General features: G+C 31.0%; 20 protein-coding genes. 10 read left to right on the top strand and 10 right to left on the bottom strand.

Annotated features, from left to right (window positions below; genetic code table 11):
- From AST99_RS06930 to AST99_RS06890, 9 genes are all read left to right on the top strand, one after another.
- Positions 1-936: hypothetical protein (locus AST99_RS06930; protein WP_232301594.1), on the top strand; the 936-nt coding region annotated here is incomplete at its 5' end.
- A 9-nt stretch (positions 937-945) separates the two neighbouring features.
- Complete coding sequence (locus tag AST99_RS06925) at positions 946-1,935, top strand: glycosyltransferase family 4 protein (RefSeq protein WP_057780608.1); 990 nt, start codon at positions 946-948, stop codon at positions 1,933-1,935.
- A complete protein-coding gene (locus AST99_RS06920; protein WP_057780605.1) occupies positions 1,928-3,067 on the top strand; it encodes a glycosyltransferase in 1,140 nt (379 codons plus the stop codon). Before AST99_RS06925 ends, AST99_RS06920 begins: the two co-directional genes overlap by 8 nt.
- Before the next feature lie 10 nt (positions 3,068-3,077).
- The gene (locus AST99_RS06915) at positions 3,078-4,025 is read left to right on the top strand and encodes a UDP-glucuronic acid decarboxylase family protein (RefSeq protein ID WP_057780602.1); all 948 of its coding nucleotides are present in this window, start codon (positions 3,078-3,080) and stop codon (positions 4,023-4,025) included.
- 1 nt (position 4,026) lies between these two features.
- On the top strand, positions 4,027-4,572 hold the full coding sequence (locus AST99_RS06910; RefSeq protein ID WP_057780599.1) for a WcaF family extracellular polysaccharide biosynthesis acetyltransferase: 546 nt from the start codon (positions 4,027-4,029) through the stop codon (positions 4,570-4,572).
- Complete coding sequence (locus tag AST99_RS06905) at positions 4,572-5,327, top strand: glycosyltransferase family 2 protein (protein ID WP_057780596.1); 756 nt, start codon at positions 4,572-4,574, stop codon at positions 5,325-5,327. Before AST99_RS06910 ends, AST99_RS06905 begins: the two co-directional genes overlap by 1 nt.
- Before the next feature lie 221 nt (positions 5,328-5,548).
- Positions 5,549-6,697 carry a glycosyltransferase family 4 protein gene (locus AST99_RS06900; RefSeq protein WP_057780593.1) on the top strand — a complete coding sequence of 383 codons (1,149 nt, stop codon included), beginning with the start codon at positions 5,549-5,551 and terminating at the stop codon, positions 6,695-6,697.
- Between the two features lie 67 nt (positions 6,698-6,764).
- Entirely contained in the window at positions 6,765-7,526 is a 762-nt protein-coding gene (locus AST99_RS06895) for a polysaccharide biosynthesis/export family protein (RefSeq protein ID WP_057780590.1), read from the top strand.
- Between the two features lie 5 nt (positions 7,527-7,531).
- Positions 7,532-9,928 (top strand): GumC family protein, encoded by a 2,397-nt coding sequence (locus tag AST99_RS06890; RefSeq protein WP_057780587.1) that lies wholly within the window; start codon positions 7,532-7,534, stop codon positions 9,926-9,928.
- A gap of 672 nt (positions 9,929-10,600) precedes the next feature.
- Here AST99_RS06890 and AST99_RS06885 read toward each other — a convergent pair.
- The 8 genes from AST99_RS06885 to tamL form a co-directional block, all read right to left on the bottom strand.
- On the bottom strand, positions 10,601-11,188 hold the full coding sequence (locus tag AST99_RS06885) for a porin family protein (protein WP_057780584.1): 588 nt from the start codon (positions 11,186-11,188) through the stop codon (positions 10,601-10,603).
- 168 nt (positions 11,189-11,356) lie between these two features.
- Positions 11,357-12,016, bottom strand: coding sequence for a ribulose-phosphate 3-epimerase (gene rpe, locus AST99_RS06880; RefSeq protein WP_057780582.1), 660 nt, complete (start codon positions 12,014-12,016; stop codon positions 11,357-11,359).
- Positions 12,017-12,151: 135 nt separating this feature from the next.
- Positions 12,152-13,015 (bottom strand): sigma-70 family RNA polymerase sigma factor, encoded by an 864-nt coding sequence (locus AST99_RS06875; protein WP_034041378.1) that lies wholly within the window; start codon positions 13,013-13,015, stop codon positions 12,152-12,154.
- A gap of 346 nt (positions 13,016-13,361) precedes the next feature.
- Positions 13,362-15,593 carry a polyribonucleotide nucleotidyltransferase gene (locus tag AST99_RS06870; protein ID WP_057780579.1) on the bottom strand — a complete coding sequence of 744 codons (2,232 nt, stop codon included), beginning with the start codon at positions 15,591-15,593 and terminating at the stop codon, positions 13,362-13,364.
- Positions 15,594-15,735: 142 nt separating this feature from the next.
- Positions 15,736-16,005 carry a 30S ribosomal protein S15 gene (gene rpsO / locus AST99_RS06865; RefSeq protein ID WP_057780575.1) on the bottom strand — a complete coding sequence of 90 codons (270 nt, stop codon included), beginning with the start codon at positions 16,003-16,005 and terminating at the stop codon, positions 15,736-15,738.
- Between the two features lie 145 nt (positions 16,006-16,150).
- Positions 16,151-17,008: an acetyl-CoA carboxylase, carboxyltransferase subunit beta gene (gene accD, locus AST99_RS06860; RefSeq protein ID WP_057780572.1), complete on the bottom strand. Its 858-nt coding sequence runs from the start codon at positions 17,006-17,008 to the stop codon at positions 16,151-16,153.
- A gap of 231 nt (positions 17,009-17,239) precedes the next feature.
- Positions 17,240-18,307 carry a class II fructose-bisphosphate aldolase gene (gene fbaA / locus AST99_RS06855; RefSeq protein ID WP_057780569.1) on the bottom strand — a complete coding sequence of 356 codons (1,068 nt, stop codon included), beginning with the start codon at positions 18,305-18,307 and terminating at the stop codon, positions 17,240-17,242.
- 135 nt (positions 18,308-18,442) lie between these two features.
- A complete protein-coding gene (gene tamL / locus AST99_RS06850; protein ID WP_232301593.1) occupies positions 18,443-20,944 on the bottom strand; it encodes a translocation and assembly module lipoprotein TamL in 2,502 nt (833 codons plus the stop codon).
- 130 nt (positions 20,945-21,074) lie between these two features.
- Between tamL and AST99_RS06845 the strand changes: the two genes are divergently transcribed.
- Entirely contained in the window at positions 21,075-21,812 is a 738-nt protein-coding gene (locus AST99_RS06845; protein WP_057780564.1) for an RNA methyltransferase, read from the top strand.
- Here AST99_RS06845 and porT read toward each other — a convergent pair.
- Positions 21,799-22,530 carry a type IX secretion/gliding motility protein PorT/SprT gene (porT, locus tag AST99_RS06840; RefSeq protein WP_057780562.1) on the bottom strand — a complete coding sequence of 244 codons (732 nt, stop codon included), beginning with the start codon at positions 22,528-22,530 and terminating at the stop codon, positions 21,799-21,801. The genes AST99_RS06845 and porT overlap by 14 nt on opposite strands.
- Before the next feature lies 1 nt (position 22,531).
- Positions 22,532-23,260, bottom strand: a complete 729-nt coding sequence (ubiE, locus tag AST99_RS06835) for a bifunctional demethylmenaquinone methyltransferase/2-methoxy-6-polyprenyl-1,4-benzoquinol methylase UbiE (protein WP_057780559.1) — start codon at positions 23,258-23,260, stop codon at positions 22,532-22,534.
- Positions 23,261-23,352 lie beyond the last annotated feature (92 nt).

Here is a 23,352-nt window from a genome sequence, read left to right as displayed (position 1 = left end):
GGATTAAACGCTATTCTGATGGCATTCTCTAAATTAAAATGGGGAGTGTTTATTTGGGCTTTTGTATATGCAAATTATTACAAAAGAGATTTAAAATTATTATATATAGTTATCCTTGTAGAAGTTTTAATAGGTTTTACAGGATATTTTTCTTCTTTCAAAGATATAATTATTATCGCCTTTATTGGTATGCTAAGTGTAGTATATCAGATTGATATGTCTAAGTTGTTTAAGTTTCTAATGTTAGGTATTGCTACTTTAATGTTAGGTTTGGTTTGGACATCTGTTAAGATGGAGTTTAGAGATTATTTATCTGGAGGAGGAGGCCAAAGGGTTGTTGTGTCTCAATCCGATGGTGTTAACAAAATGATTTCTCTTTTAGAAGAATTAACACTAGAAGATATGGAAGACGCTGTTGATGATTTGTTAGATAGAATTAGTTATATAGAGTTTTTTTCGATCACTTTAGATAATGTCCCTGATAGAATACCTCATCAAAATGGGGAGATTTTTAGTAATGCTGTTTCTTTTTATTTTAAACCTAGAATATTTTTCCCCAATAAAGGTGTTATCGATGATTCTGAGCATACCAATAAATACACTATGTTAGGATTAGTTGGAGGAGGTAAGGCTTCTCATAGTATAGGTTATATGACTGATGCTTATATTGATTTTGGGCCTATTAATATGTTTCCTTTTTTAGCTTTTTTAGGGGCTATATTTGGTTATGTAATTAATTTGTTTTTTAATAAATCCAAAACTATGTTTTGGGCAGTTATTTTTATTACTCCTTTTTATTTTCTTATCAGTGTGTATAGCTTTAATATGATAAAAGTTATGGGAAATATGATTACCTATTTTGTACCAGTATTCCTGCTTAGAAATCTATTATATAAATATTTTGATAAGTATTTTAGGTCTGTTAATACAAATTAAAAATTGTTAATGTCTTTAAAAATAAATTACATCTTCAGAAAACGCCTCCCTCAATATAATAGTATTGAAGAATTGTTTTGTGCAGTACAAACAAAGCTCAAAGACAAGGTAGAAGTTAAGACCCAAGAACTAAAGTTTTCAGGAGGGAGCCCTATTGTGATATCAAAAAATGTATTACATTTTAAAAAGAATAAAGCCGTTAATCATATTACTGGAGATGTTAATTATATGGCTTTAGCTACGGGCAAAAGGTCTGTTTTAACAATTCACGATATAGGTTCAATTTTAAAAGGTAATTTTATAAAACGATTTTATTTAAAAACACTATGGTTTACTTTACCAACATTGTTTGTTAATAAAATTACTGTGATTTCTGAGTTTACAAAAGACGAACTTTGTAAAATTATTCCTTTTGCAACTCATAAGATTAAAGTCGTTTATAACCCCGTTAACACACAACTTAGCTATTCACCAAAACCAAAAAATACTACTTGTCCAAATATTTTATTGATAGGAACCAAGCCTAATAAAAATTTAGAACGTACTTTTGAGGCTTTAAACGGTATAAATTGTACATTAACGATTATTGGTAAACTAACAACTCAACAACTGGAGCTCTTAAAAACATATAAATTGAACTATACGTCCTTATTTCAAATACCTTACTCAGAGATTATAGAATCTTATAAAACTTGTGATTTAGTTTTATTTGCGTCTGTATACGAAGGCTTTGGTATGCCAATTATAGAAGCCCAGGCAGTTGGAAGACCTGTCATCACCTCTAATATAGGAGCGATGAAAGAAGTTTCGGGAGATAGTGCGTTTTTAGTGAATCCTTACAATATAAGTGAAATTCATAATGCCGTTAAATCGGTACTTTCAGATGATTTAACTTACAATGCATTAATTACTAAAGGACAAGAAAACGTTAAACGGTTTCAAATAGATAAAATAGCTCAAGATTATTTAACTATTTATAAAGAGGTCGCTAATGCCTAATAAAGAAAATATATTAATTTTTATCGATTGGTTTTTACCAGGATATAAGGCAGGAGGACCAATACAATCCGTGAATAATATTGTTCATCATCTTCATGTTGACTATAATATATCAATAGTGACTTCTAATAAAGACTTAGGAGAAGAATTACCTTATAATGATATAGAATTTAACACCTGGCAAATTAAAGAAAATTATAGAATTATATATCTAGATGAAACTCACCAGCAAAGTAAATTTTATGGAGAGCTATTTAATTTGGGTAATTTTAATTATGTTTATTTCAATTCATTATTTTCTATAAAATTCACACTACTTCCATTATGGACTTGTAAAAATACTGCTATAAAACGTGTTTTAGCACCTAGAGGAATGGTCGGTAAGGGGGCTTTAGCTATTAAACCTTTAAAAAAGAAGCTGTTTATAGCTTTATTTAAGTTGAAAGGACTTCATAAAAAAGTGGTTTGGCATGCAACATCAGCTCTGGAAAAAGAAGAAATAATAAATCAATTTGGCGCAGATTTAGATATTAGAATAGCTCCAAATCTGTCTTCAAAAATGAAACCTTACAAAGCTAAACATAAAGAAGAAAATCATCTAAATGTTTTTTTTCTTTCCAGAATAGCATTAAAGAAAAATTTATTGAAAGCTTTAGAGTTTGTGTTCAAAACAGATTCAAGCCAGAATATTAACTTCTCAATTATTGGTCCAGTTGATGAGACTGAGTATTGGGAATCTTGTGAAGCTTTTATAAAACAAATGCCAAAACATATAGCTGTAAATTATTTAGGAGCAATCCCTAATTACAAATTAAAAGACGTTTTACAAAACCAGCATGTTTTATTATTACCAACTATGCATGAAAACTTCGGACATGTAATTATGGAGTCTTGGCAAAATGGTTGCGCAGTGATTATATCAGATCAAACGCCTTGGATAGATTTAAAAATCAAACACATTGGTTATGACATACCAATAGCAGGAACAGAAAATTTTGTGAAAGCGATTCATCATTTTTCGGAAATGAAAGCCGATGATTTTAAAGTATGGTCTAAATCAGCATATAATTTTGCCGAAACATTTACTCAAAAACCAGAACTAGTATCAGATACTAAGAAACTATTTAAATAGAAAATATATAATGAAAAGAATATTAATAACCGGTGGAGCTGGTTTCGTAGGGTCACATTTAAGTGAGCGCTTATTAAATGAAGGGAATGAAGTTATCTGTTTAGATAACTATTTTACGGGAAGTAAAAAGAATATTGAGCATTTAATGGATCATCATTATTTTGAATTGGTTCGTCATGATGTGACACAACCTTTTATGATTGAAGTGGATGAAATCTATAATATGGCTTGTCCTGCATCCCCAGTTCATTATCAATATAATCCTATAAAAACGATTAAAACATCTGTTATGGGGGCTATTAATATGTTAGGCTTAGCAAAACGTGTTAAAGCTAAAATTTTACAAGCATCTACAAGTGAGGTGTATGGTGATCCTGCTGTGCATCCACAACCAGAATCGTATTGGGGTAATGTAAATCCTATCGGATTAAGGTCTTGTTATGATGAAGGAAAACGTTGTGCAGAAACGTTGTTTATGGACTATCATTTGCAAAATGAAGTTGACGTTAAAATCATAAGAATTTTTAATACTTATGGTCCAAATATGAATCCTAATGATGGACGTGTAGTCTCAAACTTTATTGTGCAAGCATTAAAAGGTGAAGACATTACTATGTTTGGAGATGGAAGTCAGACCCGTTCTTTTCAATATGTAGATGATTTGGTTGAAGGTACAATTCGTATGATGAATAGTAGAAATGGCTTTACAGGTCCTGTAAATATTGGAAATCCAGTAGAATTTACAATGATGGAATTAGCGAGTAAAGTAATTGAATTAACTCATTCTACATCTAAAATCATTCATTTACCTTTACCACAAGACGATCCGTTACAGCGTAAACCTGTAATAGATTTAGCAAAGAAAGAACTTAACGGTTGGGAACCAAAAATTCATTTAGAAGAAGGGTTGGTAAAAACAATTGGTTATTTCGATAACTTATTAAAAGAAAATCAATAATTTGAAAACGGATTTATCTACTTATAATAATACATGGTATAAGCCAGGGAGTACACTTAAAATTTCACTTTGGTATTTTGTTAACGTATTATTTTTTATAAATCCTTTAAATCCAATTTCAAGTCTAAAAGTATTTCTTTTAAAGCTTTTTGGAGCTAAAATTGGATCAGGTGTTGTTATAAAGCCAGGGGTGAATATTAAATATCCTTGGTTGTTAACTATAGGGGATTATTCATGGATCGGAGAAAAGGTGTGGATAGATAATTTAGCAAAAGTTACTATAGGTAATCATGTATGCGTGTCTCAAGAAGCTATGTTATTGTGTGGAAATCACAATTATAAGAAAACCACATTCGATTTATTAGTTAGTGAAATTACGATTGATGATGGGGCATGGGTCGGAGCAAAAACTGTAGTTTGCCCTGGGGTAAACATTAAATCGCATGCTATATTAACGGTGAATTCAGTCGCAACAAAAACTTTAGAGGCGTATTATATATATCAAGGAAATCCTGCCCGACAAATAAGAAAAAGAGAAATAGAGTAATGAAAGTTTCCATAATTACAGCTACTTACAATAGCGAAAAGACGATACAAGATTGCTTGAATTCGGTATTAAGCCAGAAGTATAATAATATTGAATATATTATTATTGATGGAGCATCTTCAGATAATACGCTAAATATCATAGAGGATGTAAAGCAAACCCATACCAATGTAATTAGTATGTCCGAACCTGACAAAGGAATCTATGATGCATTGAATAAAGGCATAAATAGAGCAAGTGGAGACATTATTGGTTTTTTACATTCCGATGATTTTTTTGCGTCTTCTGAAACGATTAGTCATATAGTCGAAGCTTTTAATGATGAAAATATAGATGGTGTGTATGGTGATTTACATTACATAAATTCAACAAATTCTGAAAAAATAGTTAGAAATTGGAAAAGTAAGTCATTTTCAAAAAAATTATTAAAGCAAGGGTGGATGCCAGCACATCCAACTTTGTTTTTAAAAAAATCGGTGTATTTAAACCATGGTGTTTTTAATTTAAATTTTAAAATAGCTGCAGATTACGATTTAATGTTAAGGATTTTTAAGGATGATTCCCTTAGTTTTAAATACCTACCAGAAGTAGTAACCAAAATGAGAGTTGGTGGAGCTAGTAATAGAAGTTTGAAAAATATTTGGTTAAAAACAAGAGAAGATTATATGGCCGTTAAAGGGAATAATTTGGGGGCACCTGTATTAGTTATTTGCTCAAAAAACTTATCTAAGATTCCGCAGTTATTTAAAAAGTAAAAACTATTTTTGCTAAACGTAGAGATAAGGATGTTTTTAAAAGTTTTTTTTAGAGAAGTTTTGTATATTTCTTAAGTAATTTTTAAAAATTGATTGTAGTAATAAAATACTAACATCTGTCTGTAAGATCTTTTTGATTTATAATTAGGTCTTATAATTAAACCAAACCCAAATTTCACAAATTTAAGTTATAGACTTACTTGTGTATTAAACCGCTATTAATGAATTTGTTCAACTCAATTATAGATAATGGAAATGGAACTATTTTATTATTATTTCCTTTCTTATTAGCATTAGTTACAGCTTTTTTAGCTTTTCCTACTATTATTTTTATTGCTCACGCCAAACAATTAGTTGATGTCCCCGATAAGCGTAGTGTACATTCTAAAACAGTACCTACCTTAGGAGGAATTGGTATTTTTTTTGCTGTTGCTATAGTTCTAACTTTGTCCGGAGCATTTTTAAATGCTAAATTATTAATGCCTATAGTTGGAGCTTTAATTATATTGTTTTTTTTAGGTGTAAAAGATGATATATTAATACTTTCTCCTAAGAAAAAGATGCTTGGGCAGATTATAGCAGCATTAATGGTCATCCTAATCACAGATGTTAGAATAATAACTTTCTCAGGTATATTAGGTATTGGTGAGTTACCTTATTTTATTTCGGTAGGTTTCACCTTATTTGTATTTATCTTAATTATAAATGCATATAATTTAATAGATGGTTTAGACGGTTTAGCTGGTTCTGTTGGTCTATTAGTTTCATTGTTTTATGGTTTTTTGTTTTTTAAAATGCAAGAAATGTCATTAACAGTGGTATCTTTATCTTTAGTTGGTGCGCTTATTCCTTTTTTATATTTCAACTTTTCAAAAGTTAGAAAAATCTTTATGGGAGATACAGGGTCAATGGTTGTTGGTTTTTTATTAGCTTTTCAATCCGTAGCTTTTATTCATATTAATCAATTAAATTCTGTAGCACAATTTCATTTAAATGCTCCAATTTTAGTTCTTGCTATTTTGTTTTTTCCTTTGTTAGATACACTCAGAATCTTTTATGTTAGAGTTGTTATTTATAAAAAACATCCATTTAGCCCCGATAAGAATCATATTCATCATCAAATGTTGCAATTAGGTCTTAAACATTGGCAAGTTACTTTAGTCATTTCAATTGCTTCAACTTCTGTGCTAATTTTAACTTTAATGTTTCAATACTTAACTGTAAATTTTTTATTATTAGTTGTTATTTTTTCGGGTTTACTTATGTTTTCTCTACCGTTTTTTATTAATTATAGTGTCTTTAATAAACGCATAAAGATGAATAAATTATTAAGAAAATTACATTTGGTAGGGTATTCTAAAGTGAAATAACATTAATAAGTCACTTGTGATTGAATGTATTACACTTATATTTGTAAATCATATAAAAAATATTTTAATGAAATTATTTAGATTGCTAGGGGTATTCTTAGCTTTTCTCTTTCTGAATTCCTGTGCAACTAAGAAAGAAATTTTATATTTTCAAGATTATGAAAATATTCCCCAAGAAGTTATATTGAATACTACCAAAATTCAAATTAATGATATTCTAAGTGTTACCGTAAAATCGTTAGTTCCTGAAGCAGCAGAGCCTTATAATAGAACAAATTCTACAAATGGAACTAATAATACCAATGCTATGAAACAGCAAGGTTATTTGGTTTCATTTACTGGTGAAATTACTTTTCCAATTATAGGGGATATCATGGTGAAAAATAAATCTCCAAAGGAATTAGAAGATCATATAAGGGAACTTTTAATTAAAGGAGGGCATTTAAAAGATCCGACTATAATAGTTCGTATTGTTAATGCAAAATTTACTGTTTTAGGAGCTGTGGGCAGTGCAGGTACTTATGATTATGATGAAGAAACGATAACATTACCACAAGCACTTGGTATGGCTGGTGATTTAAGTATCAATGGAGTTAGAGAAGATATTATGATTATTAGAGAGGTCGATCAAGTACGTACTGTAGGGCACATCGATATGACAAAAACGGATTGGTTTACAAGTCCATTTTATAACATTAAACAGAACGATATTATAGTAGTAAATCAAAATGGACCTGGAGTGAAAAAGGCTGGTTATATAACAGGGTTGACAGGAATATTTAGTGCTGTTTCTTTTGCATTGACTTTAATCTTATTATTAACAAATTAGAAGTTATGGCAGGAGAGTTTTCAAACAATAATTTAGAGGATAATAATTCAAGTCTAGATATTAAGGAAGAAATTTTAAATTATTTACATTATTGGAAGTGGTTTGCATTAAGTGTAATTTTAGGAGTTGTATTGGCATTGATTTATTTGAGATATACTCCAGAAATATTTAGTTCTTCAGCTAAAATTAAAATTTTAAATGAATCACAAGGATTAGAATTGTCTACCCAAAGAGGTGGTGGAGGCCTTTTTACCGATTCTAAAAGTTTAGAAAACGAAATTCAGATTATAAAATCTAACCGTTTATTAGTAAAGGTTGTTGACAGTTTAGATTTACATATTAGATATTTTATTGAGGGACAATTTACTACTAAAGAGCAATGGAATGGACCGCTTAAAATAGTGTATTTAGAACCTAATAATCAAATTTCAAGTCAAATTTTTAATATTGAGATTAAAGAAAATGGTTTAACTGTAAGTAAAGGTAAAGATCGTTTAGATGAATTTACAATTAAGGGGTATAACTTAAATTCACCAAAAAAAGGTTTTCCTTTCTTAATACAATCTGAAAGTTGGATAAAAAATCAAATTGGATTGAATTATATAATAACTGTACAATCTCTTAATTCAGCAGCTAATGGTTTATCAAATTCAATTTCTGTTGGAAAAGTAGGTACGACAGATATTTTACAATTATCCATGACTGGAGAAAATAAGAAAAGATCTGAAGATGCTTTAAATAAAGTAGTGGAACAGTTTAATGAAGATGGTATGATTGATAGACAATTGGTTTATCAACGTACTATAGATTTTGTAGATGATCGTTTTATTTATTTAGCAGAAGAGTTAGACTCTATTGAAGATAATAAAAAAGATTTTCAACAAGATAATAATTTGGTCACCTTTAATTCTGACGTTGGTTACAGTATGGGAAAACGATCATCTACTGAAAACTCTGTATTTGAGTTAGAAAATCAAATAGCTTTAGCAAAATTGTTGGAAGAACCTTTAACTAATTCAGACCTTAGTTCATTATTGCCTGAAAACGTAGGTTTGCAAAGTGCCAATACAAATGGCATTATTTCTCGGTATAATCAACTCGTTTTAGAGCGTGAAAATTTAATTGCGAGTGCTGGATCTCAAAATCCAAAAGTTATAGCATTTGATCGTCAACTAATAGATTTAAGAGTTAACTTAAAAAAATCATTAAATTCCTATTTTGAGCAATTAAATACGTCTTTAATCCGATTAGAAAAAGAAAAAACTACAGCAAAAGGTTTGGTACACAGCATGCCCCAAAAAGAAAAAGTATTACGTTCCATCGAACGCCAACAAAATATTAAAGAAAACTTGTATTTATTACTACTTCAAAGACGTGAGGAAGCAGCTATTAATCTAGCAATTACTTCTCCATCAGTTAAAGTAGTTGAATATGCTTCTAGTTCTGGTAAACCTGTGAGTCCTGATACTAAAGGTATTTATATGAAAAGTGTTTTAGCGGCTTTAATTTTACCTTTCGGTATTTTGTTTTTAATGTTTAAATCCGACACTAAAATTCATGATAAAACAGATGTATCAAAATTATCTAAACGTATACCGATTATAGGAGAGATCCCTGAGCTTAAATCTGAACATAGATTATTTGAAAATCCTCATGATAGGACTATTTTAGCTGAGTCGTTCAGGATTTTAAGTACTAATTTAAGGTATGTTTTGAATCCTAAAAATAAAAATACAGCACAAGTAGTATATGTTACTTCATCTATAAAAGGAGAAGGTAAAACGTTTGTCTCTGTCAATTTATCATTAGCTTATTCAAGTATTAATAAAAAAGTTTTATTAATTGGAGCAGATTTAAGGAATCCAAAAATCACAGTTACTGATGGTTCAAAAAAAGCGAAAGGACTTTCAAATTATCTTTTTGAAAGTGGGGCCGATTGGAAAGATTATTTACAAAAAAGTAGTTATAATCTTGAATATTTAGATGTTTTAACAGCAGGAACGATTCCTCCTAACCCTACAGAACTATTGTCTAATGGTAAACTGGAGCATTTGATCGAAGATGCAAAACTTAAATATGATTACATTATTATAGATACTGCTCCAATAATACTTGTTTCAGACACCTTATTGATTTCTCAATATGCCGATGCTACGGTTTATGTCACCAGAGCAGGATATACTGAGAAAAAATTATTAGGATTTTCTAGTGAATTATATGATAACAGGAAATTAAATAATATGGTTTATGTAGTCAATAATATTAGTGAATCAAAAACATCTAAAGGGTATGGCTATAACTACGGTTATGGTTATGGTTATAATAAAGAAGAGGTAGTCCTTAAAAAATATTCTTGGGCGTGGATTAAAAATGAAATTAAACAAAAAATACGAAGATTTTGATATGTTGTTAATTTATTTCATTTTAACTAATGTGCTATGCCTAAACTTAAGTTCAATTTGAATAGGAAACTCACATATTACAGTAAGCCTATTTCATTTTTTTTAATACTAGTATCGTAGAACAAGACAGATCTTATTTGATTGTAAATTTTCAATTAGATTTAAAAGTAACTCACTTTTTTAATTATTTTAAATACGTCCACTAATAGGTTAACTCCAACACTCAACTAATTAGGTTTCACAAAGCTCTGTTTTTTTATTAATGAACCTCGCTATTATATACATTGTTGTTGATAAGAATTGACCACCTAACTTAATAAGATTTGCACCTATGTTTAATTGTGGCTTTTCTATTTCCAAAGTATTTTTAGTGTAATATATGAATGTGTTTTATCTATTTGAGATTATCCTAAATAAATTGATTTTAGACTTTTATTATTAATTTCCCTTGAAGATTTTTATGGCAAATTGAATTTAAAGTTAACAAATTTGAATTATTAATGTTCTACTTTATAGAGACTTCGGTTTGATTTCTATATTATATTTAGGTACTATTAATTCAATCTTCTTAGATTCTCAAATTTTTTATATAAGTAAGATCGATTAAACTCATAAAAAAAGAGGTAACTTAAAACAAGTTACCTCTTTTTTTATGAGTTTTTTATATAGTTTTTAGAATCTATATAAGAATTCTAAACTATGTATAAAGTTATTATTAGCGTATACTTTATCATTATCAAAGGCAAATTTAGCCATACTTTGAAGTCTTACACCATATTCAGGTGTAAACCAAAATCTTAATCCTAGAGCAAAATTTCCTGAAACGTTAGATTCATCAGAAACATTGAAATACCCTAAACCTAAACCTGCATAAGCATCTATTTGGTCATTTCTAGCGATTAATTCATCATAATAAAATTTACCATTCACATCGAAAGAAAAATAGGTTCCGCTTTCATTCAACCAACCTTGAGCTAAACCTGTTTCCTGTGATTGTCCATAATCTACATAAAATTTGTCTATTTTATTTAAAGATATCATAGAACTAAGAGACCAATATTCATCGAATTTATATTCAATACCTATAGTGATTGGGGTACTAAAACTCCAATCCTCAGTACCCTTTAAAGGATCTTTAAAAGCACTGTTGTCGACTATGTTTATACCTGCACTAGCAACCCATTCGTCATAACCTCTAAATTGGCTATAAGCAAAAGTTGAGCACATTAGGAAAAAAAGTATAACTGTAATTTTTTTCATATTAAATTTTTTGTTAAAAATAATGTTTAAATTTTGATTAATGAAGTTTATCTAACTTATTTAGATAAGAAACGCTTTTTTTTAGTTTAATGGTAATCAATCAATTCGAGTACTAACATAATCAAAATTAATCGGTTGTAAAAATAACAAATGTTTAATTTTAGATTATTATTTTATCATGGACTTTAACTCAGAAATTGTTTTTAACTGATCAGAGCTTTTAAAAACAAAGCTACCCGCAACTAAAATATCTGCTCCAGCGTCAATTAATGATTTAGCATTTTTATCGGTTACACCTCCGTCAATTTCAATTTTAGTAGCAGCTTCTTTTCTCTCTATTAGAGTTTTTAGTTGCTTAATTTTGTTAAATGTATTTTCTATAAAACTTTGTCCGCCAAAACCTGGATTTACACTCATAATCAAAACGACATCAATATCATTGATGATATCTTCTAGTACATTAACATTAGTATGCGGATTTAAAGCAACACCTGCTTTCATTCCTTCAGCTTTAATAGCCTGAATTGTTCGATGTAAATGTGTACAAGCTTCGTAGTGAACAGTAAGAATATCGCTTCCTAAATCTGCAAATGTTTTAATATAGCGATCAGGGTCTATAATCATTAAGTGTACATCTACGGTTTTAGTTGCATGTTTAGCAATTGCTTCCAAAACAGGCATACCGTAAGAGATATTTGGAACGAAAACACCATCCATAATATCTATATGAAACCAATCTGCTTCGCTTTTGTTTACCATTTCAACATCACGTTGAAGATTACCAAAATCTGCAGCTAAAATTGAAGGGGCTATTAATTTAGAACTCATTAAGTGTGAATTTTGAGCAAATGTAATATAAAAAAATGAACCCTCGGTAATCAGCCGAGGGTTCTTTCATCAATCAAAAAACGAACAGTTATCTTCATCCCGAAGGACGTAAACTGTTTGTTACTAGTTTTAGGATTAACCTAAATATGTTTTTAATATCTTGCTTCGAGACGTATGTTTTAATCTACGTATAGCTTTTTCTTTAATTTGTCTTACACGTTCACGGGTTAAATCGAAAGTTTCTCCAATCTCTTCTAACGTCATTGGGTGTTGGTTACCTAATCCGAAATATAAACGAATTACGTCTGCCTCACGAGGTGTTAATGTCTCTAGAGCACGTTCGATTTCTGTACGTAAAGATTCGTGTAATAATTCACGGTCTGGGTTAGGCGATTCACCACTATTTAATACATCGTATAAGTTTGAATCTTCACCTTCAACAAGAGGGGCATCCATACTTACGTGACGACCTGAATTTTTCATAGACTCTTTAACATCGTTAATGGTCATGTCTAATTCTTTTGCAATTTCTTCAGCACTAGGTGGACGCTCATGTGATTGTTCAAGAAAAGCAAAGGTCTTATTAATTTTGTTAATAGAACCAATTTTGTTTAAAGGTAAACGTACAATTCTAGATTGTTCTGCTAAGGCTTGTAAAATAGATTGACGAATCCACCAAACGGCATAAGAAATGAATTTAAAACCACGTGTTTCATCGAAACGTTGTGCAGCTTTAATTAGACCTAAGTTCCCTTCATTAATTAAATCAGGTAAAGTTAAGCCTTGATTTTGATATTGCTTCGCTACCGAAACCACAAAACGTAAATTAGCTTTTGTCAATTTTTCTAAAGCGATTTGATCACCAGCTTTAATGCGTTGCGCTAATTCTACTTCTTCGTCTGCAGTAATTAAGTCAACTTTTCCAATTTCTTGAAGATATTTATCTAGCGAAGCTGTTTCTCTATTAGTAACCTGCTTCGTAATTTTAAGTTGTCTCATGTAAAGTTCTTCTGTAAATAATTATGTGAATACTCCTTTGTATGTAGTTATACGTAAGCATCATTATAAATGTTACAATTTTGAGATATTTTTTTTATTTATTTTGTGTATTAGATATTACTGAAAATTAATCTAATGATTTAAATAGTATATGAGCATGAATTTACACTGAAAGGTTTTGATATATAGAATTTTATTAGTGAGTTAAATAATTTTATGATTGTCTTTTTTATCTAGTTTTTAGTATTTGTCTTGTTAATAGGTTCTAATAAATATTGTTAAAAAACAAAAAAGCCAACCCTGAATGTACAAGGTTGGCTTTAAATATGATTAAAGGATTAACTAATTAATCTCTTTTTTCTCTAGGTTTTCTATCGTCACGTCTGTTGTCGCGACCTCTGTTATCTCTAGGTTTTCTATCATCACGTTCACGTGGTGGTCTTGCTACATAACCTTCTGGTTTTGGCAAAATGGCTTTACGAGATACTTTTTCTTTACGTGTTTTAGGGTCTGTCCCAAAATACTTCACATCGAATACATCACCCATATTAACAACATCAGAAACATTTTCAGTACGTTCCCAAGCTAATTCACTTACGTGTAATAAGACTTCGTTGCCTGGCGCTTCCAGATATTCTACAACAGCTCCAAAATCTAACATCTTAATAACTTTTACTTCGTAAACGCTACCTACTTGTGGCTTAAATAATATAGAATCAATTTTAGCTTGTACAGCAGCGATACCTTCGTTACCTACACCTAAAATTTCAACAATACCTTCTTCAGTTACAGGATCTTCGTTAATAACGATAGTTGTTCCTGTTTCTTTTTGCATTTCTTGAATTACTTTTCCTCCTGGTCCGATTAATGCACCGATAAATTCGTTAGGAATTCTTCTAGTAATCATTTTAGGAGAATGTTCTTTTACATCTGTATTAGGTTCAGAAATAGTATCTGTAATTAATCCTAAGATATGTAAACGACCATCACGAGCTTGTTTTAAAGCATTTACAAGAATTTCGTAAGATAATCCTTTTACTTTAATATCCATTTGGCAAGCTGTAATACCATCTGCAGTTCCTGTTACTTTAAAGTCCATATCACCTAAGTGATCTTCGTCTCCTAAAATATCAGATAATACAGCGTATTTTCCAGATTCAACATCTGTAATTAATCCCATGGCAATACCAGAAACGGGTTTCTTTAATTGCACACCTGCATCCATTAAAGCCATAGTTCCTGCACAAACCGTTGCCATTGAAGACGAACCGTTAGATTCAAGAATTTCTGACACTACACGTACTGTGTAAGGACAATCTGAAGGAACCATATTTTTTAAAGCACGTTGTGCTAAGTTTCCGTGTCCTACTTCACGACGAGACGTTCCTCTTAAAGGACGCGCTTCACCAGTTGAGAAAGGAGGGAAGTTGTAATGTAAATAGAAACGCTCTTCACCTTCAAAAGATGGCATATCTATTTGGTTAGCTTCTCTAGATGTTCCTAAAGTAACTGTTGCTAATGCTTGAGTTTCCCCACGAGTAAAGATTGAAGAACCATGTGTTGATGGTAAGTAATCTACTTCACACCAGATTGGTCTAATCTCGTCTGTCTTACGACCATCTAAACGTAAACCTTCATTTAACGTTAAATCTCTAATAGCAGCTTTTTCAGCTTTATAGAAATATTTAGAGACTAAATCTCCAAAGTCTTCTAATTCTTCTTCTGTGAAAGATGCTTTTACTTCTTCTTTAATAGCGTCGAAAGCAGCACTTCTTTCGTGTTTAGCAGATGCTTGTTTTGCTACCGCATACACTTTATCGTAAGTTAATGCTTTAACTCTTTGCTCTACAGCTTCATCTTCTCTTTCGCCTTCGTATTCACGTGTTTCTTTCTTACCGAAAGCTTCTGCTAATCTTACTTGAGCAGCACATTGTACTTTAATAGCTTCATGAGCAAATTTAATAGCCTCAGCCATTTCCTCTTCAGAAATTTCTAACATCTCACCTTCAACCATCATAACAGAATCAGCAGATGCTCCAATCATCATATCAATGTCAGATTCTTCTAATTGAGCTCTTGTTGGGTTGATAATGAATTCCCCATTAATACGACCAACTCTAGCTTCAGAGATTGGAGTTTCAAAAGGCACATCAGATAATTGAATCGCTGCAGAAGCGGCTAAACCTGCCATTGCTTCTGGCATAACTTCAGGGTCATGAGACATTAATTGAATCATTACTTGAGTTTCTGCGTGATAATCTTTTGGAAATAATGGACGTAAAACACGGTCTACAAGACGCATTGTTAATACTTCTCCGTCACTTGGTCTTGCTTCTCTTTTAAAGAAACCTCCAGGATAACGACCTGCTGCTGCAAATTTTTCTCTATAGTCTACCGTTAAAGGTAAAAAGTCTACATCACTTTGTTTGTAATTTGAAACTAATGTACATAATAACATACATTTTCCAGATTTTACAACGACCGATCCATGAGCTTGTTTAGCTAATTTTCCGGTTTCAATGGAGATTTCTCTTCCATCGCCAAGGTCTATGACCTCTTTAAAAACTTTTGGAATCATAATTTTTTTATTCTAATTAAACAATGGTCGTTGTGTTGTAGTTGTTGTGTGGGTGACCAATGAAAAACTATAAAACAGCTTTTTATCTTATCTCTTACGAGACGTATTTAAGTAAAAAAAGAGGCGTAAAGCCTCTCTTTTATTATTTTCTTAATCCTAATTCTTTAACAATAGCACGATATCTTAAGACATCTTTCTTTGTTAGGTAATCAAGTAAGCTTCTTCTTTTACCTACTAACATTACTAAAGAACGTTCCGTATTGTAATCTTTACGGTTGTTTTTTAAGTGTGCTGTTAAGTGTTCAATTCTTTGAGTAAATAAAGCGATTTGCCCTTCTGCAGAACCTGTATCGTTTTTATCTTTCCCGTGCTTTGCAAACATTTCCTGTTTTGCTTCTTTTGATAAATACATTCTAATATTATTGTAAATGATTGTTATGTACACGAAAGCCTATCTTTCGAGCCGCAAATATAAGAATATTATATCATTTAAAAATTTAATTAGCAATCTTTTATAAAAGACATAAAAAAAGAGACTTTAACGTCTCTTTAGTATATTATGATCTTATAGGTTGATTTGTAATTAAATCGATGTATAAGTTTACTCTGTTTTTTAAATCTTTACGATGTGTAATGAAGTCTAAGAACCCATGTTCTAACAAGAACTCTGCAGTTTGAAAGCCTTCAGGAAGTTCTTTTCCTGTAGTGTCTCTTACAATACGTGGTCCGGCAAAACCAATTAAAGCTCCAGGCTCACTAATATTGATATCTCCTAACATAGCAAAAGATGCTGTTGTACCTCCGGTTGTTGGATCTGTACATAGAGATATATAAGGAATACTAGCGTCTGCTAATTGTGCTAGCTTTACAGATGTTTTAGCCATTTGCATTAAAGATAACGCGGCTTCCATCATTCTTGCTCCACCAGATTTAGAAATTACCATTAAAGGAATTTTGTTCTTTAAAGAGTAGTTTGCAGCACGAGCTATTTTTTCACCTACGACACTTCCCATGGAACCTCCAATAAAACTAAAGTCCATACATGCTATAACTAACTCTTTACCTTTAGATTTTCCGACCGCAGTTCTAACGGCATCTTTTAATTGGGTTTTATCTTGAGCAGCCTTTAAACGGTCTGGATATTTTTTAGTATCGACAAATTTAAGAGGATCTTTAGAGGTAAGATCTGCATCTAATTCTTTAAAGGTGTTTTCGTCGAAAAGTATTTCGAAGTATTCTTTACTTCCTATTCTAACATGATAACCATCTTCTGGACTCACATAGAAATTTTGTTCTAATTCTTCTGTATCTACTATTTTACCTGTTGGAGATTTATACCACAGCCCTTTTGGTGTGTCTTTTTTCTCGTTGGTAGTGGTTGTAATTCCTTTTGTTTTTCTTTTAAACCAAGACATATTGATTCTTATTTTTTTATTTTAAAGCATGAATTGCCTTAAAATAGTTCAGTTTAGCGTTAAGCAAACAGACATAAAAAATAGTATTCTTTATGTCTGTTAGGTTAAATTTATGTAAATATAATAGAAATGTAAACAGTTTTAATGTTAAAAACCGTTTCGATTTCTGTTACTATATTTCTGCCAAAATTATAATTTTGTTTTTAATATTAGCATAACGCTACGATTTTTTTATAATGTATTCACATTATTTAAATCTTCAAATGCCTTTTTTAATCGAGCTACAAAGGTTTCTTCACCTTTTCTTAGCCAAACTCTAGGGTCATAATATTTTTTATTTGGAGAGTCTGCACCATCAGGATTTCCAATTTGAGCCTGTAAATAGGCTTCATTTTCTTTCATATAATCACGAATTCCGCTCATAAATGCATATTGCATGTCTGTATCGATATTCATTTTAATTACACCATAGCTAATTCCTTCTCTAATTTCTTCTACTGTAGAACCAGATCCCCCGTGGAATACAAAATCGATATGGTTTTCTTCTACACCATATTTTTTAGTAATATACTCTTGAGAATTTTTTAAGATTTTTGGAGTTAGTTTTACGTTTCCTGGCTTGTAAACACCGTGTACATTCCCAAAAGCAGCTGCAATTGTAAATTGATCACTCACTTTACTTAACTCTTCATAAGCGTAAGCGACTTCTTCTGGTTGTGTATATAGTTTAGAATCGTCTACATCTGTATTGTCTACACCATCTTCTTCACCACCTGTAATTCCTAATTCAATTTCTAAAGTCATACCCATTTTGCTCATACGCTCAAGGTATTTTTTACAAATTTCCATGTTTTCTTCAAGAGGCTCTTCAGAAAGGTCAATCATATGCGAGCTGAATAACGGTTTTCCAGTTTCTGCAAAATGTTGTTCACTAGCATCTAACATACCATCTATCCAAGGTAATAATTTCTTAGCACAATGGTCTGTATGTAAAATTACAGGAACACCGTAAGCTACTGCTAGTTGATGTACGTGTTTAGCTCCAGCAACAGCACCTGCTACTGCAGCTCTTTGGTTTTCGTTACTTAATCCTTTACCAGCATTAAATACAGCTCCACCATTTGAGAACTGAATAATTACTGGTGCATTTAAAGATGCAGCAGTTTCTAAAACTCCATTTATAGTATCAGATCCAATTACGTTAACAGCTGGAAGAGCAAACCCTTTTTCTTTAGCGTAATTAAAAATGTTTTGTACTTCTTTTCCGGTAGCAACTCCCGGTTTAATATTGTGTCCCATAATATTTTTTTTATATTGTGAATGTTGATTATTACCAAAAGTAACACATTTAAGTGTTTTTTTTTAGTTTTAAAGCCCTTAAGTAAGGCAAAAAATAGCGAAAACGTTTTAATTTTTACTTTTTTAAAAAAGTATTTAGAATGGATAGTTAATACCTACATTATATACGGCATTTCCGAAATTGTAATCTTTAAACCAACGGTCGCCTTCTGTGTAAGACGGATCGTAGGTTTTAAATCCAATATCAAATCTAAATACTAAAAAACTAAAATCGTAGCGCAGTCCAAAACCCGTACCAATGGCCGTGTCTTTTAGTGAGCTAAAACTGTCGAAAGTAGATGCGTCATCATCTATATTATCTAAAACATTCCAAATATTTCCAACATCTACAAATAATGCGCCGTATAAATCTTCAAAGACATTAAAACGATGCTCTATATTTAAAGCCAGTTTTAGGTTGGCTTCATTATAATCGTCATTACTCTGCGAACTACCAGGACCTAAATCGTAGGCAGTCCAAGCTCTGTTATCATTTGCACCTCCGGCAAAGAAACTTTTAGAAAAAGGAATGTTGTCTGAGTTTCCGTATGGTATGGCAATTCCGAAGAAACTACGAAAAGCGAGTATGTTTTCGTGTCCTAAATCCCAGTGTTTCGTATAATCGAATTCTGTCTTAATATATTGAGAATAAGCCACATTAAAAAGTTCGTACCGATCGTCGTCATTCTTAGTACTGTTAGCAAGATTAGAACCTAAAGCCATTAAATTTCCTGCAGATTCAAGTCTGAATCTAAAAATATAAAAACTTTCATCGCTAATATTTCTTCTGTTGTCCTTTATAAAAGTATAGGCAGAAGACACAATAAGGTTGTTTTCTGTTAATCTAATTCTGCGCTCTTCAATATTATTAACGGTTTGTATATCGTCATCAGAAATATCGTTTGGCGGATCGTCGCTTAAGACTTCTGTGATAAATTCTGTTGTACCGTCTGGAATAGATAAATCCTCATCACTAGATTCGTATCCTATATCTTGAGCAATATCATTCAAGGTATTGTAAGACGTGCTGTATACATTAAAGTAATTGTCAGGATTTAAATTTCTAACGTATTGTGCGCTAAATAAATCTAAAGATTGCGTAATTCCTGGTTTTGGTTTCCAATTGTAATTTAGATTTCCCGTTAATGAGCGCTTATCTAAACCTACGTTTTTTTGACTTGCTATAGATAGACTAACTTTTGTTGTAGGCGACATAAATTTAGGTATCAAGCTATCTGTTTTAATCGGAAAAAATAGTCTTGGGATGGTTAATTTTAAATCGGCACCTATCTCATTAATATCGAAAAACACATCTTTATCATCTCCCGCATCATCAGAAGCACCTATGGAAGCAAATCCCGATAATTCTAGTGTTTCTGCACCTCTAAATATATTTCTGGCTAATAAACTTGGACTTACCGAAAAACCAATGACCTGAATGTTACTTGTAGATACTTCTGTTGAAAAACCTAGATTGAATTTTTTTAATGGGGTTAAATGTATGTTCGCTGTAAGTGTAGTGTCTGGATTTTCTACATATTTAATATCTGGATATTTAAACGTTTTTAATCCGCTTAAATGATTATAAGTACGTGTACGATCTATGTCTTTATACATCCTTCCTGGACCAATAAAAATCGCATCTGTTAAAGCTTTTGGCCTAAATGCAATTTTTTCTGTACCATATAAATTATACCCATTATAAGTTGTAGAATCTGTAATGGTTGCGTTTCTATTGTCAATTTTAGTATCAGTAAAAATGTTGACGTCTTTAATTTTATATACTTTAAAAGGTACTCTGTAAGACGAGTCTTGTTTTCTTAATTCGTAATCTTTAATTTGAACTTCTACATTTACTTTTTTGTTCGTACCAACGGTGTCTACCTGAAAAATAACATAATCTTGGCTAAATTGATAAACGCCATTGTTTCTTAACGAGGTTGTTATTCTATCACGTTCTGCTTCAAAGTTATTTGTGGTATAACGTTCGCCAATTTTTATTTTAGATCTGTGTTTAAATTTATTGTAAATAGTATCTACAGTAGGCGACATGATTTTTGAAGAGAGACTGTCAATTTTAAAGGCTTTACCCAGATTAACATGGTATTCTATTTCGGTTTTGTTTTTCGTCTTTTGTATGGTATCGTAACTTGCAACTACATCAAACCAACCGTTATTTGTGTAATAATCTTCTAAACGTTTTACCGATTTTATAGCACGTGGTTCACTCACAATAGTGGGTGCTTCTCCTGTTGTTTTTAACCAAGAGTTTAAGCCTTTTCTATAACCTATATACTGAAATAATTGTTTTTTAGATAGAAAACGCTCTAAGTTTTCGCGGTGTTTTTCAGATTTATTTAAACGCGCATCTATAATAGAATCTATATTTGGTCTGGCAAGATTATAAATGTATAACCGAATAGGAAGACCAAGCATGGTTTTATTTGGGTCTTGATATAGTAAATTGTCAATTTGTTCTGAAGTGTTTCTAACACTATCTACATAAATGGTGTTTTTAACCAGAAGGCGTTCATTTTCTCCAACCCTTTTAATAGAATTACAAGCCGTAATTAAACCCGTTATTAAAATAAATAACACTATTTTTGATAACCTTTGTTTCAAGTATATTCTAGGAATTAAAAACGTTTAAAAGACTTGTTTTATGTTTGCACTACTAATTAAAGCTTAGATAATAAGTCGCTTATAAAATCAAAAATACATTATTTGAATGTTATCAAAAAATCAAATAAAATTAATTAATAAATTAAAACTAAAAAAGCATAGAACAGAATCGAATGTGTTTGTTGCTGAGGGAATTAAGACAATTAAAGAATTGCTTGAATCTAACTTAAAACTGAAACATTTATACACCACAGAGCTTTTTAATATTGAAACGGATTTAGAAACGCTTATTTCTGAAGCCGATTTAAAGCGTATTAGTTTTTTAACCACGCCTAATAAAGCACTTGCCGTTTTTGAAATTCCGAAATCAAATCCTATAGATTTAACTCAAATGTGTGTGGCTTTAGATGATGTTAGAGATCCAGGGAATTTAGGAACTATTATTCGTTTATGTGACTGGTTTGGAGTTCGAGATTTAATTTGTAATAAAGGAACTGTAGATTGTTTTAACCCTAAAGTGGTACAAGCTACAATGGGATCTATTACCCGTGTAAATATTAATTATATAGATTTAGAAGCATTTATTAACGATGTAAATGTTCCTGTATATGGTGCTTTTATGGATGGTAAAAATGTATATACCCACAATGCACTTTTAAATTCTGGTATTCTAGTTATGGGTAACGAAGCTAATGGAGTCTCTAACTCTATTGAAGCTTTAATTACAGAAAAAATAGCGATACCTAGATTTGGAGCACTTAGAGCAACAGAAAGCTTAAATGTAGCGACTGCAACGTCTATATTGTTAAGTGAATTTAAACGCCGTACGCTTACTGAAAAGTAAAGTTTATGAATAAACCTTGAGATTTCATACTTGCAATATTGTCTGTCCATGGACTAGGACCTTCATTCGGATCATCACGAACTAACTCATCATTTAATGCAAATACACCGCGTATAGATGGTGTGAATTTAAAGTATTGTAAGTATAAATCTATACCAAAACCAAATTCGTAATAATAGGTGTTTTTTGTCATTCTAAACTGACCATTATGATTGTCTTGAGTATTGTTTTCGTTACTGTTTAAATTTAAAGACATAGACACGCCTCCTGTAATAAATGGTTTAAAATTATTTATACGTTTAGAAGAGAACTTAACTATAAGAGGCAAGTGTATGTATGTTGATTTTACTTCTCTTTTAAGATCGCTATCATCATAAGTGTACCCAAGATCTGTAAAATATTCTTCCGGGAATGTTAAATCTCTGTTTGTTATATATAGTCCAGGTTCAAAACGTAAATCGAAATAATCGTTAATTCTCATATTTCCTAAAAGCCCTACACTAAAACCTATTCCTTTTTCTACTTGAATCTGTGGTTCATCTTTACCATCTTCATATTCAAAATCAAATCCGTAATTATTGAAACCTAAAAAGTAACCATAGCTAAAACGGTCCTTATCAAAGTTTTCGTTGTTAAGAATTTTTTCTTTGCTAAATAACTGTGCAAAAGAGGTTTGCGAAATTAGAGTTAAAAATAAGACTACAATAAGTTTTCTCATATTACTGTTTAGATGATGTATATATAGTTGCAACTCCAAAGGTTTGAGGGAATGCTTCAACATTAATAAACCCAATTTTCTTTAAAATATTGTTCAAAGCTTCACCATGAGGAAAAACAGCTGCAGAATCGCTTAAATATTTATAAGCACTTTTGTCCTTAGAAAACAATTTACCAATAACCGGCATAATATTATTAGTGTACAATTTATATCCTTGTTTAAATGGTGTTTTTACAGGAACTGAAGTTTCTAAAATGACAAAAATACCATTTGGTTTTAACACACGAAGAATTTCTGCAAGCCCTTTTTCTAAAGTCTCAAAATTTCGTACTCCAAAGGCAACTGTAATAGCATCAAAGGTATTGTCTTCAAAAGGCATGTTTTCAGAGTCACCCAAAATCATTTCAATTGTACCTTCTAAGTGTTTTGCATTTACTTTTTGTTTTCCAACATCAAGCATACCAGGACTAATATCTAATCCTGTGATTTTTTCAGCATTAGTTTCAGCTAAATTTATGGCTAAATCACCTGTCCCTGTTGCTATGTCTAAAATAGAATTAGGGTTAGTATTCTTAACCAAAGCGACTACTTTTTTACGCCATTTAATGTCTATACCAAAAGAAATTACACGGTTTAAGTCGTCGTAAGTTCCAGAAATATTATCAAACATTTTAGTGACTTGTTCTTTTTTACCTAAGTCGCTGTCTTTATATGGATTTACTTTTGTCAAATCAAAAAATTTTAAGCAAATATAAGTTTTTAAGCATGTATTAAGAAACTTGGGTAGAAATAATTATATTAATTGCAAAAGTCTACTTAAAT

Source organism: Formosa algae, from assembly GCF_001439665.1.
In the GTDB taxonomy this organism is placed as follows: domain Bacteria; phylum Bacteroidota; class Bacteroidia; order Flavobacteriales; family Flavobacteriaceae; genus Formosa; species Formosa algae.
This window is presented reverse-complemented; position numbering and strand designations above follow the sequence as displayed.

Excerpts from the sequence above, each read along its gene's own strand:
- AST99_RS06905 (WP_057780596.1), top strand. The coding sequence starts at position 4,572 with ATGAAAGTTTCCATAATTACAGCTACTTACAATAGCGAAAAGACGATA.
- accD (WP_057780572.1), bottom strand. The coding sequence starts at position 17,008 with ATGTCTTGGTTTAAAAGAAAAACAAAAGGAATTACAACCACTACCAAC.
- AST99_RS06915 (WP_057780602.1), top strand. The coding sequence starts at position 3,078 with ATGAAAAGAATATTAATAACCGGTGGAGCTGGTTTCGTAGGGTCACAT.
- AST99_RS06925 (WP_057780608.1), top strand. The coding sequence starts at position 946 with ATGTCTTTAAAAATAAATTACATCTTCAGAAAACGCCTCCCTCAATAT.
- AST99_RS06895 (WP_057780590.1), top strand. The coding sequence starts at position 6,765 with ATGAAATTATTTAGATTGCTAGGGGTATTCTTAGCTTTTCTCTTTCTG.
- AST99_RS06875 (WP_034041378.1), bottom strand. The coding sequence starts at position 13,015 with ATGAGACAACTTAAAATTACGAAGCAGGTTACTAATAGAGAAACAGCT.
- AST99_RS06870 (WP_057780579.1), bottom strand. The coding sequence starts at position 15,593 with ATGATTCCAAAAGTTTTTAAAGAGGTCATAGACCTTGGCGATGGAAGA.
- AST99_RS06920 (WP_057780605.1), top strand. The coding sequence starts at position 1,928 with ATGCCTAATAAAGAAAATATATTAATTTTTATCGATTGGTTTTTACCA.
- AST99_RS06890 (WP_057780587.1), top strand. The coding sequence starts at position 7,532 with ATGGCAGGAGAGTTTTCAAACAATAATTTAGAGGATAATAATTCAAGT.
- rpe (WP_057780582.1), bottom strand. The coding sequence starts at position 12,016 with ATGAGTTCTAAATTAATAGCCCCTTCAATTTTAGCTGCAGATTTTGGT.
- AST99_RS06885 (WP_057780584.1), bottom strand. The coding sequence starts at position 11,188 with ATGAAAAAAATTACAGTTATACTTTTTTTCCTAATGTGCTCAACTTTT.
- AST99_RS06900 (WP_057780593.1), top strand. The coding sequence starts at position 5,549 with ATGAATTTGTTCAACTCAATTATAGATAATGGAAATGGAACTATTTTA.
- fbaA (WP_057780569.1), bottom strand. The coding sequence starts at position 18,307 with ATGGGACACAATATTAAACCGGGAGTTGCTACCGGAAAAGAAGTACAA.
- porT (WP_057780562.1), bottom strand. The coding sequence starts at position 22,530 with ATGAGAAAACTTATTGTAGTCTTATTTTTAACTCTAATTTCGCAAACC.
- AST99_RS06845 (WP_057780564.1), top strand. The coding sequence starts at position 21,075 with ATGTTATCAAAAAATCAAATAAAATTAATTAATAAATTAAAACTAAAA.
- rpsO (WP_057780575.1), bottom strand. The coding sequence starts at position 16,005 with ATGTATTTATCAAAAGAAGCAAAACAGGAAATGTTTGCAAAGCACGGG.